This is a genomic window from Posidoniimonas corsicana (assembly GCF_007859765.1).
Lineage (GTDB): Bacteria > Planctomycetota > Planctomycetia > Pirellulales > Lacipirellulaceae > Posidoniimonas > Posidoniimonas corsicana.
The window spans coordinates 1,963,762-1,979,800 of the sequence record NZ_SIHJ01000001.1; the positions used below are offsets into that span (position 1 = coordinate 1,963,762).

A 16,039-nucleotide genomic window follows, 5' to 3' on the forward strand; every position below is an offset into this window, starting at 1 on the left:
GTCTCGCGCGTGGCCCGGCGTCTACGCGGCGTGCGGCCGCCGTTGGGAGCGGCTGCCGAGCTCACCAAGCCTGGGTCGCTTCGCCGTCGTCGTACGAGAACAGGCAACCGAGCACGAACACGTCGATCTGCTCGTTGAGGAAGTGAGCACTGCCGTCGCACACCATCACGTGCGCCCCGCCAGGGTGGAAGCTGTAGGGCGGCGAGTCGTACTGGTTGGTGCAGTTGATCGAGCACGCCGGAATCCCGAATCGCTTTCCGTGCTGCGTCGGAGACAGGCCCGCCAGGTTTCGACCAGCCCACGCCCCATCGGTGTGCCACCAGATCTCGCCCACCTTCGTGGACCCTGGGCCGTAGAGGGAGGTGTCGCCGACCGACTCGACGATCGTGACCGTATTCGACATCCCGTCGGTCACCTGGCTGAGGCGAACCTTCTCACGCCCAATGACGCCTGGGACCCAATTCTTGCGGGCCCACCTCGCAAAGATCGGGTCGTCCGCCAAGACTCCCTCGACGCCCTTGTAGTCGCTTGTGCCGTAGGTCCGCACGGAACCGCGGTATGTGTAGTCGTAGGTCGGGCGGCTCGGGGCTGTGGGACACTTGTGCGCCGCGATAGGCTGGGCGAGCACCTGCAGGTTCACGCCCTCAAGCATATCGATCGAATCGTCCCACTGCTGCTCGAGCGCCCCGTCCTCAAGGTAAGGCAGCAGGCTGCGTCCCCACACGATGCTGGTCACGCCGTTGGGCCAGCTGTGCGGGAAGTGCTGCTCCGCCTCCAGATGCAGCTGGATCGCGATTGCGAGTTGGTGCATGTTGTTGGCGCACCCGGTGCGGCGGGCGGACTCGCGCGCCGACTGCACCGCCGGGAGCAGCAGTGCCGCCAGCGCCCCGATGATCGCGATCACGACGAGCAGCTCCACGAGTGTAAAGCCGCGTTCCGGCAGCGGCCTCATCGGCGTCGCCCCAGCGCGGCGGCGGTCCGCCGGTGAACCAACGCCGCCACCACGGAAACGGCGACGGCAGCCAAGGCAGAGGGCTCTGGCGCCGTGCCCGTCACCGCGACCAATGCTGGAGGGGGGGCGCCATACTGCGACTTCCAGACCTCGTAGTCGGTCGTGGTTACTTGGGAGTCGCCATCAGCGTCGCCCAAGGTGTACGCGGGCACGCCCACCGTGCCGAGGTTGTCTCGCCATAAGGTGTAGTCGGCGGCGTCGACGAAGCCATCGCTGTTGAAGTCGGCGTTGTCGACTTGTGGCAGCTCAAGGCCGAGGATCACTCCTGTCCAGTCCCACGCCAGGGAAGGGTTGTAGTCGCCAAAGTTGGGGTTGTACCCCGACGCCATCACCGTAAACCGGTCGCCTGAAACCACGAATGTGCCACTGGCGTCGATAGGCTCCGCCCCGAAGCTGCCGGTCGACGTGTAGGTGGCTGTGAGATTGATCTCGGTCGCCGCACCGTTCACGACCGTCACGCTGCCAGAGTACTCTTGCAGCTCGGTCGAGAAGCTCAGCCAGCTGCCGTTAACGTAGCTCGGGTCCGTGGGATCGAACTCGATCCCGAGAGTGAGCCCCTCGATCTCAACGACACCGCTTCCCGACGCCAGGCCGGCGTCGTCGTAGGTGAGCTCGCCAAACCGCATGGCCCGGTCGTTGGGGAAGAAGTCGAAGTTGGAGTTGTAGGTGCGGCTGGGGTCGGTGGTGCTCCAGAACGGCTGGTTGCTGGTGCCCGGGTACGTCCGATCCAACTGAGCAATCCCCTCCGACCAGTAGGTGACGAAATTGGAAGCCGGGTCGGCCTCCGCATCGAGCCGCACGGTTACGGTCTCCGCCTGAGCGACTGCGCAACAACTCGCAGCGATTAAGGCGGCGCGCACGGCAACCAACCGATGACTTCGATTCGAACAACGACTACGCCAGCTTCGCATACGCTTCCTTCATGTCGCCAGATGCCGCCGCCGCCCATTGATTGAGTCCAGGTGCAGTCGACTTGCCGTTCTACAGCTACTTGAACGTCATCCCAGTATCGGACTCTCGGCAAACCTATAGCGTTAAGCAACAACCGTTCCAAAGTAAGATCATTTCTGCGGCCTAATCCGCCCCGCAGACGACCGACGGCGACGGTGTCTGGGAATGCGACAGCAGTGTCGCTGAAATCGACGCGTCTGTGACTTGGTTGCGGCGTGGCGCCGCCCGAGGCCTGATTGCGTCGCACGCGTCCGCCTAGGGGCGGCGTGAAAGCCGGCACACCGAAGAACTCGATGCCCTCGACGGCACGAACCGAAAGAGCTTTTTGCGACGACCTCGAGGTTACGAGGATACAAAGTCCTCAACTGATAAAGTCAGTCGAGGCAACGGTTTGCGAAGATTGTACTACCCCTTTGTTGCATCGCACATGTTTGCAATCGTTGTCACTTGTTTGCAAACGTAGGCAGCGCGAAGGGGTAGTCGGTTTCGCGGCCGGTAAGTCGCTTGCGGAGGGTGCCCGCACGGCGAGAATCGTGGCAGGGCAGTGCAGGGGGGCGGAAAGGTTGTCCCCCTGCGTTGCTCGTCAGAATGCAGAGATTGGGTCCCGATGCCGCACTGGTTCCCCCGCTCTTTGTCCTTTTCGCACGCTCCAGTGAAGACCAGTTACGTCGGCAGATTCTGTTCCTGAAGACCGAACCCGAGATGACCCGTGCGAGCGTCCCGCAGAGCCGAATCTTTTTCAAGGATGACGAGCGGCAACAGCTGCTAGAGTTGGGCGACGGCATCGGGGCAGACGTGCTGAAGATGGTGTTATTTTTTCATCCACGAAGTTACCGCCGCTGGCAGGAGCGGAGACGCCAGGGCAAGCCGCCGGCGAAGAAGATTGGCCGGAAGGGCACGTCCAAGGCGATCCGCCAGATCGTGGTCCGGCCCGCCAAGCAGAATCGTTGGGGCTACGGGCGGATCGTCGGTGAGTCGCGGGAATTACGCATCCGCTGCGTTGGCCGCACGACGGCCAGCACCATCCTCAAGGAAGAGGGGATTTATCCAGGGCCAAAGCGTGGTCCAGGGACCTGGGACGACTTCATCAAGATTCAGGCCGAGTCGCTTTGGCAGTGTGATTTCTTCAGCAAGATGGCCAGGACGAGCATCGGGCTGCGGCAGGCGTACACGCTCGCCTTCTTGCACGTTAGATCGGTTCAATACGCGGCGAGTGCCTCAATCGCTTCATCGTTTGCAGCCTGGGACACCTCGGCCGTATCACGTCTTGCTACCTCGATTACTATCATCATGCGCGGCCTCACCAGAGGAAGCAGAACAAGCCGCTGCTCGGGTTCTGCCCCAAGGTCGACGATCCGCCAGAGGGCGGCGACGAGATCGTCTGCCGAGAGTGGCTTGGCGGCGTGCTGAAGCACTACGAACGAACGGCGGCCTGACGAGGAAACAGACCCTCGGCGGCTTCGACGCGCGCCAGTTGCAGATCTGCCGCGATTCGTGACAAACGGACCGACGCAATGAGCAGCGGGGGTGCGAAGAATGACCGGCAAACACCGACCATTCTTCTGTGACAACTTTGTTGAACGGGACGAGTGATCGCCTTCAGAAGGTTCCGAGTCTGGCTCTGGAGAGTTTGGAGGATGGGCGCAAATGGAAGAGCTATGATTGACAGCGAGTACAGCGCACAACAAACGTCGGGCGGCGCTGGGCCCCTTGACTCGGGCATTTGTCCCACCAGCCGAACGGAACGCTTGCTAGAGATGCGTGGCTTTGCGGGCCGATGAATGCGTGTTCTTGAGGCACGAGTTTCTATTCATCAAAGGAAAGACGCACCCAATCTAGAATGGGCTTCGATGCGTTCTGGGTGGTGTCTGTCATGCGGATTTCGAAGCTAAACCCAACGCCTGCAGGCAAACTTGACAGGTCCATCTCGGCCGGTGTTTTGGCCACCTGCTTGGCGAAGCCTGGGATATAGTCGTATTTCTCTGCAATCTGTCGCCATTCTGTCCACTGGTCGACAATTCCATCGCCGCTAGTATCCACGCCCACGCGGACATCGACCTTTTCGACCCACGGACCGGGGCTAACAAAGTCAGTGTTTTGCTGGGTGGCCAGGTAGAAGCGGCCCTCGGCGAACATCACATCGGGGTCGGGGTGACCTTTGCCGACATGGCCGCACCACTCAAAGGGTTGATTGATGTCGGGCGAGGTGAAACGCCCCACACTCATGTGATGGCCTTCGGCTGGGTCGAAGTCGCAGAACAGGTAATACCTGCCGCCGACAGAGATGGCCGCCCAGTCGCCGTAGGCGTTCTGCTCCGGCTCGTGAATCTCGAATTCTGCGATGTTCGTCGCGTAGTTGGCTGGGTCTTCCTTCGCCCAGTGGGGGTGGCGATACGTCCCCTTCCTGCCTGTGGGAGTAGTCCGTTCGTCAACCGCGGGGGCAAGGATCTCAAAATCCTTGATCCCGTCCTCGCTTACCGCATGCGTGGCCAGCGGCGAATCCCAGGCGTGTGTACGCGCGTTAATGGGGCTCCAGTCCTCGGCGATCACATGAAAACTCCCCTGAAGGTCGCGGATAAAAGCGCAGTCCGAACCGTGTGACGGGTCTGCAAACGCGAGCCCCATGTTCTTACCCGGTTTCCCGTCCGTCAGGTCTTCATCAATATAGAGATGGGGGTCCTGGTCGTTGGGGAAGTCGTAGTAAAAATACGCCTTGCCATCTGCTATCTCTGCCGTTGTCATCCACTTGCCTACGCTATCAGTGATCGGCCCGTGGTGTACCCAGTTCTTCATGTCGCGGCTCTGCCACGCGTGGTACCCGCCCCGAGGAGGCTGAAGGCCGCCGGGAGCATCGTATTGATTAGCGTAATGCGTGGTCAGGAGCGGTACGTCAAAACCATCAAGCGTGGCCGCAACCTGTGCGCGGTTGGAACCCGCAGTCCCATTTCTCTTCTTCTGCGAGTACCGACCGAACATCCAGTAGTCATCCGGGCCGAGGCTCAGGAACACCGGTGCATCGCCCAGATTTTCCGGTCCGATGTTCTCGATCACCTGCCAGTTGTCCCACGCCGGAGACTGCTCCACAGTAATCGTTCGTGCCTTCCGGCTGTCTGGAAAGGACTTCAGCTTGCTGCGGAAGACCGCTGTCGGCGCCGTCGGCTCAACCATGCCCTGCTGGATAACGAACGAGTCGCGGTCCCCTGCAGCGGCACGCCACTCTTGCTGGCTATTGACCAGCCACGGGTCAGCGGCAAGAGAAGCTGTCGCGCTGGTGAAACCAACTACGAGCGTCGTCAACAGTGTTTGGGGGGGCATGCGTCTTGTTCTTCCATTAGTGGTTAACGAACCGAACGCCTTTTAGCTTCAGCACGACTGCGTTCGGCCAGCGTTTGTTGTTGTAGATCCGTTGGGCGCGGACAACAGAGAGCAAAAGGCCTTCAGGGGTTTGCGTTAGCCGAGATTCGACGTCTTCCTCGGGCCTGTACTCGAGCACCTTGTCGTTCTGGCCTAGCACGCTGACGGTTGCCGCATCGGTGGCTGCCAGTTCGGTAAGTAGGATCTCTTTCCGCTCCCCATGAGGCCAACGCTCCACTGGGCCCGTGTGACCGGTTACTAGCACATAAACCGAACTGCCATCCTTGGACTGGGTGTACCACACGTCCTGCTCGCCGATCACCGGGCACGGGCGGACTCCCCGGATCGCTTCATCGTTGATAAACATCCACAGCCCCAACTCCCGGAAAATTCGCTCCTGCTCAAACGGGAGCTTCCCTGAAGGCTCGGGACCTGCGTTAATCAGCAGGTTGCCGCCTTTTGCACGGGTTTCTATCAGCATATTGATCAGAGTGGTCCCGGTCTTGTACTCCTCGTTCGTCGGCTTGAATTGCCACTGGGTGCCAAGGGTAAAGCAAGATTCCCATGGGCCCGGCAGGGGGTCTTGGGGCAGGCGCTGCTCAGGGGTCTCCATTTCGCCGCGGGTGACAATGCATTGTGGCTGAATTCCGTGGATATACTGGGCAAGTTCTCGGCCCCCTCTGCCATCAAAAAACACCACATCAATGTCACCGTATCGGCCAAAGAGTTCGTCGAGTTGCTTCTTGTTGTAGTCGTGTAGAGCAGGCGCCTCCTTGCCAGACGTGCCCTCTCTCCGCACAACTTCGCCGTGGCGGTGCAAGAAAAGGAAATCCTCTGGTGAAAAATAGAACCCGACTTTGACGCCGTGCTTCCGGCACGCTGCAACGTACTTGCCCACAACATCTTGGCCGTAGGGCGTGTGCATGATGCTGAAGTCCGTCGTTTCGGTGTCCCACATACAGAAGCCACTGTGGTGTTTGGTGGTGAGCACCATGTACTTAACGCCGGCGATCTTCGCGATCTCCATCCACTCGTCGGGATCGTACTGCTTTGGGTTGAAACTCTTAGGCAGTTCATTGATGAAGCGATCCAGGTAAGTCTCAGACGCGCCGACCATCGAGTGACTAATCACCGAACCAAGTTGTGAGTCATGCGACCAATGCACGAACATGCCTAGCCCCCAGTCCATGAATTCGGCTTCGCGGTGGGGATTGTTCAGCAACTCTTTCAGCGGTCGTGAGTCATCGCCGTGGGAAAGCGATGTTAGTGCAGAAGTCCATAAGAATGCAGGCAGGATGTAGGCGCTGGCTCGCACGAGTCACCTTCGGTCGGTTAGGCGGTTAGGATGGGAGCCGTCGGGTAGACGAACGGGCAGGAAGGGCCTCAACGCTCCGGACGGGCAAACCCGCGTTGGTTTCCGCCCGGCAGCCAGATTTTGACGAGAAAATCTCGTAATAATCACCTAAAAAGCATGAGTTACTAGACGGTTTGATTTCTGCGGATCCTAACAGCATACGTAGCTTCACTATGAACTTAATACATGGGAGCCCGGTAGCCGTCTTCTGCTTAACGGCGTGTTTCGCTTGGCTCAACGATGCTTCGTCCGCTGATCTAGCTCAGCGCCCCAGTGTTGTCCTGATCCTTGCAGACGATCTTGGCTACGGCGACGTGCAGTGCCTGAATCCCGAGCGGGGGAAAATCGCAACGCCAAACCTGGATCAGCTCGCGCAACAGGGGATGACGTTTACCGATGCACACACTGCTTCGTCGGTTTGTACGCCTACCCGGTACGCCCTGTTGACCGGGCGATACAACTGGCGAACGCGATTGCAGAGCGGTGTTCTGTGGGGTTACAGCGCTCCCTTGATCGCAGAAGGCCGGCTGACGATCGCTGAGCTGATGAAGCAGAACGGCTATCGCACGGCGTGCTTTGGCAAGTGGCACCTCGGGATGGACCTTCCCACAACCGGTGGTCCGGCGCCAACAGTACGTAAGCCGAAGATTGTCAATATTGACTGGAAGGGCGCCATTCAGAATGGCCCCACCGATGTCGGGTTTGATGCTTTCTACGGGATCACGGCGTCGCTGGACATGGCGCCGTACATCTATATCCAGGACGACCGGTTTGTCGGAGAGTGCGAAGGCGGCAAGGGCAAGTCGGCGATGGTCCGGCAGCATGATTTTAACACGCGGGATGTGCTGCCAGAGATCGGCCGTAAGGCGACAGAGTACATCTCCAGCCAGGACGGAAAGCAGCCTTTTTTCGTATACGTTCCGCTGACCTCCCCTCACACGCCCATCGTGCCCTCCGCAGAATGGGTCGGCAAGAGCGGGCTCGGTAAGTACGGCGACTTCGTGATGCAGACCGATGACGTGATCGGAAAGATCCTTGATGCGGTCGACGCCCGGGGGCTGAGCAAGAACACACTTGTCATCGTAACCAGCGACAACGGTTGCTCCAACGCAGCCAAGATCCCCGAACTACAAGCCAAGGGGCACTACCCGAGCGCGCACCTGCGTGGCTCCAAGGCAGATCTGTGGGACGGTGGTCACCGCGTGCCATTTTTCGTGCGTTGGCCGGGCGTCGTCGAGGAGGGAAGTCGTTGTGATCAAACGATCTGTCAAACGGACCTCATCGCCACGTGCGCGGAAATCCTGGGGAAGGAATTGCCGGAAAACGCTGGTGAAGACAGCGTCAGCTTCCTGCCGGCGTTCTCCGGCCAGACCATCCGATCCAGCCGTGCCGGGATTGTCCACCACTCCATCAGTGGGCACTTTGGGTACCGTCAGGGAAACTGGAAGCTCTTGCTCGCCAGAGGTTCCGGCGGCTGGACGTCGCCGAACGAGAAGGCCGCTGCCAAGGCAGGGGCGCCTTTCGTCCAACTCTATGACATGGAGAACGATCCCGGTGAGTCGGACAACCTCAGCTCTTCCCACCCAGAGGTAGTGGAGCGCTTGCTGGCACAGTTAGAGTCTGATGTGGCTCGCGGACGCAGCACCGATGGCATGGCGTCGCGGAATGACGTTGCGACAATCAAGCTTTGGAAGAGCGGCGAAGAATGAGGAGGCATCTAACAGGACGAATAGCAACAATGGCGGCCGCGATGGTCTTGGCGGCGCCATTGCTGAGTGTAGCGCGGGAACCCAGCCCCTATGACGGCAGTTGGGAGTCGCTGCAGAAGATGCCCGTTCCGGCGTGGTTCGAAGAGGGCAAGATCGGCATCTTTATCCATTGGGGGCCCTACAGCGCGATTGGCTATCGCAAAGGGGGACGCGGCTATGCGGAGCACGTGCCAAAACTTATGTACGCCGATGCGGAGCACTACTACCCCTACCTGCGGGAGCGGTGGGGCGGAAGTCCACCAGAGTTCGGCTATAAGGACATAATCGACGGATTCACGGCAGAGAACTGGGAGCCGGACGAGTGGGCACGGCTTTCTGTGGAGGCGGGCGCCAGGTACGTGGTTCTGACCGCGGAGCACCACGATGGCTGGGCGAACTGGGACTCTGATCTGACGCCGTGGAACGCGGTGAACAAGGGTCCACATCGCGACCTTGTGGGCGACCTGGCAAGGGCGGTACGCAAGCAAGGCCTCAGATTTGCGCCTTCTTATCACCGTGAACGGCACGGTTCGTTCTTCGCCACAAAGCAGTACGTGGTGTCCGCCGAGCCGTGGCCGGACATCATAGAAGAAATCCGGCGTGTGCCGGCGGCAGGGTCGCTGTACGGCCCGTTCGGCTTCTCCAAAGCGTTCGTCGACGACTATGTCGCCCGCTGGAAAGAGATCCAGGCCAAGTACCAACCCGATTTCATGTGGATTGACGACATTCCTATCTACACCCGGGATGGTAATAACGTGCGAAAAGGAAGGGCGAAGCCGGAGATTCAGTACTTTGACGATCAGCTACGTGGCATGATCACGGATTTCATGAACGATGCAGCGGCCCGCGGGCAGGAGGCTTATTGCAACAACAAAGGCGGGAACCGGAACTGGCCGGATGGTGTGGGCTGCCTAGAGAAGGACAACCTGAAACTCAAGAACATCGGGCCTAAATGGCAAAGCTGCACAACTTTCGGCACTTCGTTTGGATACCTGGAGGGGGATCGCTACAAGTCGATCAAGGGGGTGATCCATGAAATGATCGAGGTTGTCAGTCGCAACGGCAACTTCCTGATCAACATTGGGCCGAGGGCGGACGGCACGATTCCAGAACCCCAGATGAACCGATTGCGAGCGATGGGCGATTGGCTCAGGATCAACGGTGACGCTATCTACGGATCACGGTACTGGAAGCAGAATCACCAGGCGGCGGGCAATCTTGCGTTTACAGCCAATGGAGAGAAACTCTACGCCATTGCGATGGACAAGCCCACAAGCCAACTGACCATCAACGAGTGCGCCGGCTGGGAAACCGGCGCCATCAGATCTGTGCGACTGCTGGGATCGGACTCGGTTGTAGAGTGGGAGTTAGCACCATCAGGATTGCAGATCACACCGCCCAAAGACCTTGGAGATAGTAATTACGCCTGGGTCTTTGAGGTGGCAACCGATCGTGAGCAGCACACGCCTGGCGTGAAGGAAGGCGACGCAAACGCGGCCCTCCGTGGCACGAGTGAAGTAGATCTAGAAGGGCGGGCTAGGTGATTTGCGCTGCACATCTTGTCCAGTGAACACATACCGCGCAAACCGGCGCGACTGTACGATGGCTTGTTGCTGTCATCATAGCGTCGCCCTCTCAGAGAGCTGCAAGAGGATCATAGGGGTGATAAGCAACCTTGCGGCGGGCGTTGCTATCGGGGTGGCGCTCATAAGTCCGGCGTGGGCGGCGCCCAGGCCCAATATTATCCTGCTGATGGCGGACGACCTGGGCCGGGGTGACCTGCAGTGCTTCAACCCCAGTTCGCCGATTCAAACGCCTGCGCTGGATGAGATGGCCGGAGCGGGGATGCGATTCGACCGCTTCTACGCATCTTCGCCAGTGTGCAGCCCGACCCGTGGGTCGTGCCTCACGGGTCGGCACCCGTTTAGGTACGGCGTTTACTATGCGAACACGGGGCATCTCAGGCCCGAAGAAATCACGCTGGCCGAACTACTCCAGAGCGAGGGGTACAAGACAGGGCACTTCGGCAAGTGGCACCTCGGAACGATGACGACCGAGGTCTCGGACGCCAACCGCGGGGCGCCTGGCAACACAAGAGACTATAGTCCTCCTTGGAAGCACGGGTTTCAGGTTTGTTTTTCGACGGAGTCGAAAACACCGACCTGGGACCCAATGTTGAAACCCGTACGATCTGGCGGCCGTGGATCCGCGCAAGGCTGGGAACCCATCGAGCAGCGGGCCCTAGCCACTGAGTTTGGCACACGCTACTGGAACGAGCGGGGGCAGGTAGTGCATGATAATCTTGAGGGGGATGACTCTCGTGTCATTATGGACCGAGTTGTGCCGTTCGTCAGGCAAGCTGCTCGTTCCCAGACGCCATTCCTGAGTGTCATCTGGTTCCATACCCCTCATTTGCCGGTGGTGGCTGGACCACAACACGCCGCTATCTACGAAGAGCATAGTAGTTTCAAGAAGAGGTACTATGGCTGCGTCACGGCGATGGACGAGCAGATCGGGCGGCTACGCTCGGAGTTGGCATCGCTGGGCATCACCGAGAATACCATGATCTGGTTCTGCTCCGACAACGGGCCTGAGGGAAATGAGAACAGCCCGGGATCTGCGGCGCATTTCAGGGGTCGCAAGCGCGATCTGTATGAAGGCGGCGTGCGGGTGCCTGGAATCCTCGAGTGGCCCGCGCGAGTAGCTCCCGGTTCCGTAACAGGGTTTCCGGCAGTAACTAGCGATTACCTGGTGACGATCCTCGACGTCCTAGGTCTGAACCTCCCGGATGATCGTCCAGTGGATGGGGTGTCACTCTTGCCGGTGCTTACAGGACGCCCAGCGACGCGGCAAAAGCCGATTGGTTTCCAGTCGAGAAGGCAGTTGGCCTGGACGACCGAGCGATACAAGTTGCTCAGCCGAGACCTTGGTGAGACTTGGGAATTGTACGACCTCCTGAGCGATCCGGCCGAGAGCAGGAACCTGGCGACCGAGTTTCCTGAAAAAATAGAAGCAATGTCGGAAGCGCTGGCCGTGTGGATATCGTCCTGCAAGGCAAGCGACGAAGGGGGAGATTGGTCCAAATGAACTCAGTCCCCTTAGCCATGAAACTTGGTTTCGCCAGACTATCCCTTTCTCAGTGAGCACAGCGGCAGGGGACGGTTTTTCCGGCGACTTTGCCTTCCTAGAGCAGCATACTCAAATCGTATTGCTGACGGATGGCGATGCAGCCGTCGCGATCGCGCCAGACTATCAAGGCCGAGTAAATACCAGCACGTTTGACCGCCACAGTGCCGTTCAAGGGCGGCTGCCCAACTGTGCACAACTCTTTCAACACATCGCACGACCTCAACATAGTACATTCGCTTCGCGGACGGTCAGGAGATGTACATCACCAGTCGTGGAGACAATGGGATTCTGTTCGAAGGCGAGAAGGGTCGCCTTTTCGTCAACTGGGGCGATATCGCCGGCAAGCCGATCGAAGAAGGTTGGGACAACGGAACGTACAGCGACGACGACCTGCGCGTGCTATACAAAGGCAATCCGCACGAGGGCCATAAAGATGACTCCTACCGCTGCGTGCGGGAAGTCGCGCTGCCGGTATCGGACGTCTTCTCTCACGTTCAAACTATGAACTCATGCCACCTGTCCAGCACAGCCGCTCGCTTAGGCCGAAGGATAGAATGGGACCCCGTGAGTGCGCAGATCGTCGGCGACGATCAGTCGGCTGCGCTCGTGGCACGCAAGTCGTTGCCCGGGTTCTCCATTGCGAACACCTAGTTTCCCCCGCCCAGCGTTGCGCGCGGCGAACGAACTCCTTAAGGCTTCCAGCACACGTTTGACAATAGTTTTGGACGTACTCCATAGCTAGGCCTTCCTCGCAGGTCGCTGCGGGGTGTCACGCCTGGCGAGTGCCTCAGAGAAACCGTATGCCCCCATATTCAATCTGCATCGCCGTTGTCGTGGCGACAGCCATGGCCGACACCGCGTTGAGCAAGACGGGAACCATTAGGGTGACGCGTGCAGCCGCAGGAGGCATCGGCGTCGAGCCGGGCGTCATGCGTCGGGATCCTAGTGACATCATCAAAGTCGATGATCGGTACTACGTCTGGTACTCGAAGGGCAAAGGTAGCTCGGGGTATGACGCAACGATCTGGTATGCGAGTTCGCTCGATGGACGCCACTGGACTGAGGAAGGGCAAGCCCTGGGGAGGGGCGGGCCCGACAGCTGGGAGGGGGCAAGCGTCTTTACGCCAAACATTCTTATCGCTGAGGGGCGCTATTGGTTGTTCTACACCGGAACCTCCAAAGCGTTTGTTCGGCCATTCAGACCCGACTCGAAGATTGGCGTGGCGGTCGCCGATTCCCCAGACGGCCCCTGGCAACGAATCCGGAGCAACCCCGTTCTGAGCAACAGCGACAATCGCGAAGAGTTCGATAGCCACTTGGTGGACGACGCATGCCTGATTGTGCGGGATGGCAGATACTGGCTGTACTACAAGGGGCGTCAACTCGGCAAATCACCTCATCAGACCAAGATGGGGCTGGCCATCGCTGATCAGCCACAAGGCCCTTACGTCAAGCACGAGTCGAATCCAGTAATCCCTGGAAACCACGCGGTGCTGGCTTGGCCACAGGAGGGCGGTGTAGCTGCGATGATCGACCGTGTCGGGCCTAGAGAGATCACCAACTCGATCCTGTTTGCAACGGACGGCGTCAACTTCTCGAAGACTCATTCCGTGATTGATGGGCCGGTTGCAGGCGGCGCCTACCGGCCTGAGGCGTTCACAGACTCCGGCGCAGGCGCGCGTCCAGTCTGGGGCGTGGAGATTCGTCACAAGAAGCCGCAGCTCCCGTGCATTGGTCGATTCGATTTGGAAGAAGAATGAAAGCAGTACACTCCCTACTAGTTGGTGTTTTGGCTCTCGCACGGCTATCGTTGGCCGCCGATCCAGCGGAGCTATACCGTGAACTGATTCCGGAAGATAAACGCCTCGACCCCACTTGGATCGAATCGCTGACCGAACGGGGACACGCACTGGATCGGGGGATCTCTGGTTCGAAGAAAGATAACACCCTGAAGTACATTGGTATGCCAGTTGGCGGAATCGCTTGCGGCACGCTAATCATGGACGGGGCTGGCCAGCTCTACTCCTGGGATATCTTTCGCGGGAGACCATTGGGCGTGGTCAAGCAAGAGATCCCACTGCCAGAGGGCTATCAAGGGTTCCGCAACGGGCGGATTAAGAAGATGCGCCCGCTCGACGGGGCGAACTACATGAACCCGCCGACTTTCGATCAGTTTGCTCCGCCCGTACAGCAAGGATTCAAGCTAACGGTTGATGGAGAGAGGGCATTTCTCATCGGTCCCCAGGACTGGGAAACGGTCGAGTTCACAGGGCGGTGGCCTCTTGGGACCGTCCGCTACGCGGACCCGGACTGCCCGGTTGAAGTGCAACTCGACGCTTATTCGCCTTTCATTCCACTCCATGTCGAAGACTCTAAGCTACCAGCTACCATCCTGTGCTTTAGCTTGACAAACCCGACCTCTGAGTCACACACGATAGTTCTCGAAGGGTGGCTGGGCAAAGACGCAAAGGATGTTGCAAGCCATCCCATCGACCGTAGCGAGTTCACAGCGGTGGTGCTTGAATTCGCCGACGCTTCGCAGAAGAAGCGTCGCGGCTCACTTGGGCTAGGCGTGCTTGACACGGCTAAGGCCTTCACTCAAGACAACGTGAGCGGCCTGCGAGTCTCGATCGATCTGGCTCCTGGCGCAAGCCGAGCGGTCCCATTGTTCATAGCTTGGCATTTCGGCCACCACGCTTACACACACAGGTTTGACACCGCGACCGACGTAATTGGCTACATCGCAAGGAGCTATCTTCGGCTGTCGTCGGACACACACTCATGGGTCAACACCTGGAGCGACACAACATTGCCCCATTGGTTCATGGACCGCTCGATGGCGTCGGCCAGCACGATGCAGACCGCCAATCTCCAGTTTGCCGGCGATCGCTTCTGGGCCTGGGAGGGCATTGGCGCTGGTGCCGGGACGTGCACCCACGTCTGGGGATACGCTCAGACGATGGCTCGCCTGTTCCCTTCACTGGAACGGAACCTGCGAGAGAAAACCGACTTTGGGCTGTATCAGTTGCCCGACGGCGGCGTGCCATTCCGCCCCTCTAAGGACAAGCAGAAGGTCGCCATCGATGGCCAGTGTGGCATCGTGTTGCGGTCGTACCGGGAGCATCTTTGCTCAGTGGACGATGCATTCCTTGCACGCAACTGGCCGTCAATCAAGAAGGCGGTCGAGTACCTCATCGCGTTCGACAAGAGCGACGACGCCTACGACGGCCTACTCGACGGACAGCAGCACAACACGCTGGACGCCGAATGGCGACGACCTCAAGGTTATTAGGCGACCACCTAAGAAACCAGAATTCCCGTAATCCCCGTTGTTATCGCGAGTTGGATTGAATTAAAGGCATATCAAACTCTATCAAGTTCTATCGTTTATTGTCGAACCTTAGTAGTACAAGGCGCATTTCGATAGTACACGGTAGTACACGTCTCGGCCCGCTTGCAGGCGGCGGCAAGGCGGCGAGAATAGGGCCTTGCCAGGGGTTCGGAAAGATTGTCACCCATGTTTCCCAGAGAAACTCGCCAGGACGGTTGCTTGATGAAGGGTTAGCTCACGCCGCTGTTGCTTCTGCTGGCGCGTTCGGGGGAGCACCAGCTCCTGCGGCAGATCCTGTTCCTGAAGGCCGAGCTTGAGATGACCCGAGTTCGAGTGCCGCAGAGCCGGATCATTCTTTCGAATGAGGAGCGAGAGCGGCTGTTGGAGCTGGGCGACGGCGTCGGCTCGGACGTGCTGAAGCTGGTTTCGATCGTGCATCTCCGAACGTACCAGCGTTGGCTTGAGCGGAAAAGCCAAGGGCAGCAACGCCGAGACGCTCAACCTAACCGGCCGCGAATCCGCGACCAAGACTGACTTGTGATTATCATCGCAATGGGGTGTACCGTGCGTGGGGTTCGGGTCGGATTGTCGGCTAGCTCAAGAAGCTCCGCATCCAGTGTGTTGGTCGCACCACGGTGCGGACGATCCTCAAAGAAGAGGGCGTCTCTCCGACGAGATGCGACGCGAAACATGGAGGACGCAACAGCGTCAGATCAGGGTCGCAGAGGTTGCCGATTCGCTACCTTGTTCGCGATCAGGACTTCAAATTCAGCAAGCGGTTTGATCGGGCTTTCTCAGACGCGGGCGTTGCCGTTGAGCCAACGGCTCCTCGTGCTCCAAATCAGAATGCCTTTGTGGAGCGTTGGATTCAGAGCGGCAAGTATGAATGCCTGAACCGCTTCATCGCCTTCGGCATGAATTACCTCGACCATCTTGTTTCTGAATTCGTGGACTATTATCACGAACTGCGCCCTCATCAGCGGAAGGACAACAAGCCGCTTCTGGGGGCTGGTCGGATGCCGACGACTCTCCGAGCAGCGAAGACGAAGTGGTCTGCCGAGAGCGGCTCGGTGGGGTCTTGAGGTGCTACGAGCGGAAAGCGGCCTGAGGAAGCTGCTGAGGCAACTCGACTAGCCGGGGCACGAGAATTCGCGACCCGG

Annotated in this window: 13 protein-coding genes and 1 pseudogene; 10 read left to right on the forward strand and 4 right to left on the reverse strand. The window is 59.1% G+C overall.

The genetic code is table 11. The features are described 5' to 3' along the window. Nucleotides 1-61 precede the first annotated feature (61 nt). Together KOR34_RS07480 and KOR34_RS07485 are read right to left on the reverse strand one after the other, a co-directional pair. Nucleotides 62-952, reverse strand: coding sequence for a DUF1559 domain-containing protein (locus KOR34_RS07480; RefSeq protein ID WP_146563633.1), 891 nt, complete (start codon nucleotides 950-952; stop codon nucleotides 62-64). Then, a complete protein-coding gene (locus KOR34_RS07485) occupies nucleotides 949-1,812 on the reverse strand; it encodes a hypothetical protein (protein WP_146563635.1) in 864 nt (287 codons plus the stop codon). The genes KOR34_RS07480 and KOR34_RS07485 overlap by 4 nt, the downstream gene beginning before the upstream one ends. A gap of 739 nt (nucleotides 1,813-2,551) precedes the next feature. Here KOR34_RS07485 and KOR34_RS07490 point away from each other — a divergent pair. Beyond that, entirely contained in the window at nucleotides 2,552-3,373 is an 822-nt protein-coding gene (locus tag KOR34_RS07490) for a hypothetical protein (RefSeq protein ID WP_197531233.1), read from the forward strand. Nucleotides 3,374-3,769: 396 nt separating this feature from the next. Here the strand turns inward: KOR34_RS07490 and KOR34_RS07495 are convergent, their stop codons facing one another. Both KOR34_RS07495 and KOR34_RS07500 read right to left on the reverse strand, forming a co-directional pair. Continuing rightward, nucleotides 3,770-5,278: a hypothetical protein gene (locus KOR34_RS07495; RefSeq protein ID WP_146563640.1), complete on the reverse strand. Its 1,509-nt coding sequence runs from the start codon at nucleotides 5,276-5,278 to the stop codon at nucleotides 3,770-3,772. 16 nt (nucleotides 5,279-5,294) lie between these two features. Further along, entirely contained in the window at nucleotides 5,295-6,632 is a 1,338-nt protein-coding gene (locus tag KOR34_RS07500; protein ID WP_228714540.1) for an alpha-L-fucosidase, read from the reverse strand. 212 nt (nucleotides 6,633-6,844) lie between these two features. Between KOR34_RS07500 and KOR34_RS07505 the strand changes: the two genes are divergently transcribed. The 9 genes and pseudogenes from KOR34_RS07505 to KOR34_RS07540 all read left to right on the forward strand — a co-directional run bounded on the left by KOR34_RS07505 (nucleotide 6,845) and on the right by KOR34_RS07540 (nucleotide 15,961). After that, nucleotides 6,845-8,380, forward strand: coding sequence for a sulfatase family protein (locus KOR34_RS07505; protein WP_146563642.1), 1,536 nt, complete (start codon nucleotides 6,845-6,847; stop codon nucleotides 8,378-8,380). A 29-nt stretch (nucleotides 8,381-8,409) separates the two neighbouring features. Continuing rightward, nucleotides 8,410-9,963, forward strand: a complete 1,554-nt coding sequence (locus KOR34_RS07510; protein ID WP_228714541.1) for an alpha-L-fucosidase — start codon at nucleotides 8,410-8,412, stop codon at nucleotides 9,961-9,963. Between the two features lie 154 nt (nucleotides 9,964-10,117). Then, nucleotides 10,118-11,506, forward strand: a complete 1,389-nt coding sequence (locus KOR34_RS07515; RefSeq protein WP_228714651.1) for a sulfatase family protein — start codon at nucleotides 10,118-10,120, stop codon at nucleotides 11,504-11,506. Between the two features lie 52 nt (nucleotides 11,507-11,558). Next, nucleotides 11,559-11,696 (forward strand): annotated as a pseudogene (locus KOR34_RS27380) (DUF6786 family protein); the annotation flags it as partial. 107 nt (nucleotides 11,697-11,803) lie between these two features. Next, entirely contained in the window at nucleotides 11,804-12,199 is a 396-nt protein-coding gene (locus tag KOR34_RS07520; protein ID WP_146563648.1) for a hypothetical protein, read from the forward strand. Between the two features lie 194 nt (nucleotides 12,200-12,393). Then, entirely contained in the window at nucleotides 12,394-13,308 is a 915-nt protein-coding gene (locus tag KOR34_RS07525; RefSeq protein ID WP_228714542.1) for a family 43 glycosylhydrolase, read from the forward strand. Nucleotides 13,309-13,358: 50 nt separating this feature from the next. Beyond that, nucleotides 13,359-14,840 carry a GH116 family glycosyl-hydrolase gene (locus KOR34_RS07530; RefSeq protein ID WP_197531234.1) on the forward strand — a complete coding sequence of 494 codons (1,482 nt, stop codon included), beginning with the start codon at nucleotides 13,359-13,361 and terminating at the stop codon, nucleotides 14,838-14,840. 357 nt (nucleotides 14,841-15,197) lie between these two features. Next, entirely contained in the window at nucleotides 15,198-15,413 is a 216-nt protein-coding gene (locus KOR34_RS07535; protein ID WP_197531235.1) for a hypothetical protein, read from the forward strand. Nucleotides 15,414-15,607: 194 nt separating this feature from the next. Further along, nucleotides 15,608-15,961 (forward strand): integrase core domain-containing protein, encoded by a 354-nt coding sequence (locus tag KOR34_RS07540; protein ID WP_197531236.1) that lies wholly within the window; start codon nucleotides 15,608-15,610, stop codon nucleotides 15,959-15,961. The last annotated feature ends 78 nt before the right edge of the window (nucleotides 15,962-16,039 follow it).

What these genes read in the sequence shown, in the direction of transcription:
- KOR34_RS07480 (WP_146563633.1), bottom strand. Translation starts at nt 952, where the DNA reads ATGAGGCCGCTGCCGGAACGCGGCTTTACACTCGTGGAGCTGCTCGTC.
- KOR34_RS07525 (WP_228714542.1), top strand. Translation starts at nt 12,394, where the DNA reads ATGGCCGACACCGCGTTGAGCAAGACGGGAACCATTAGGGTGACGCGT.
- KOR34_RS07490 (WP_197531233.1), top strand. Translation starts at nt 2,552, where the DNA reads ATGCAGAGATTGGGTCCCGATGCCGCACTGGTTCCCCCGCTCTTTGTC.
- KOR34_RS07510 (WP_228714541.1), top strand. Translation starts at nt 8,410, where the DNA reads ATGGCGGCCGCGATGGTCTTGGCGGCGCCATTGCTGAGTGTAGCGCGG.
- KOR34_RS07495 (WP_146563640.1), bottom strand. Translation starts at nt 5,278, where the DNA reads ATGCCCCCCCAAACACTGTTGACGACGCTCGTAGTTGGTTTCACCAGC.
- KOR34_RS07505 (WP_146563642.1), top strand. Translation starts at nt 6,845, where the DNA reads ATGAACTTAATACATGGGAGCCCGGTAGCCGTCTTCTGCTTAACGGCG.
- KOR34_RS07535 (WP_197531235.1), top strand. Translation starts at nt 15,198, where the DNA reads ATGACCCGAGTTCGAGTGCCGCAGAGCCGGATCATTCTTTCGAATGAG.
- KOR34_RS07520 (WP_146563648.1), top strand. Translation starts at nt 11,804, where the DNA reads ATGTACATCACCAGTCGTGGAGACAATGGGATTCTGTTCGAAGGCGAG.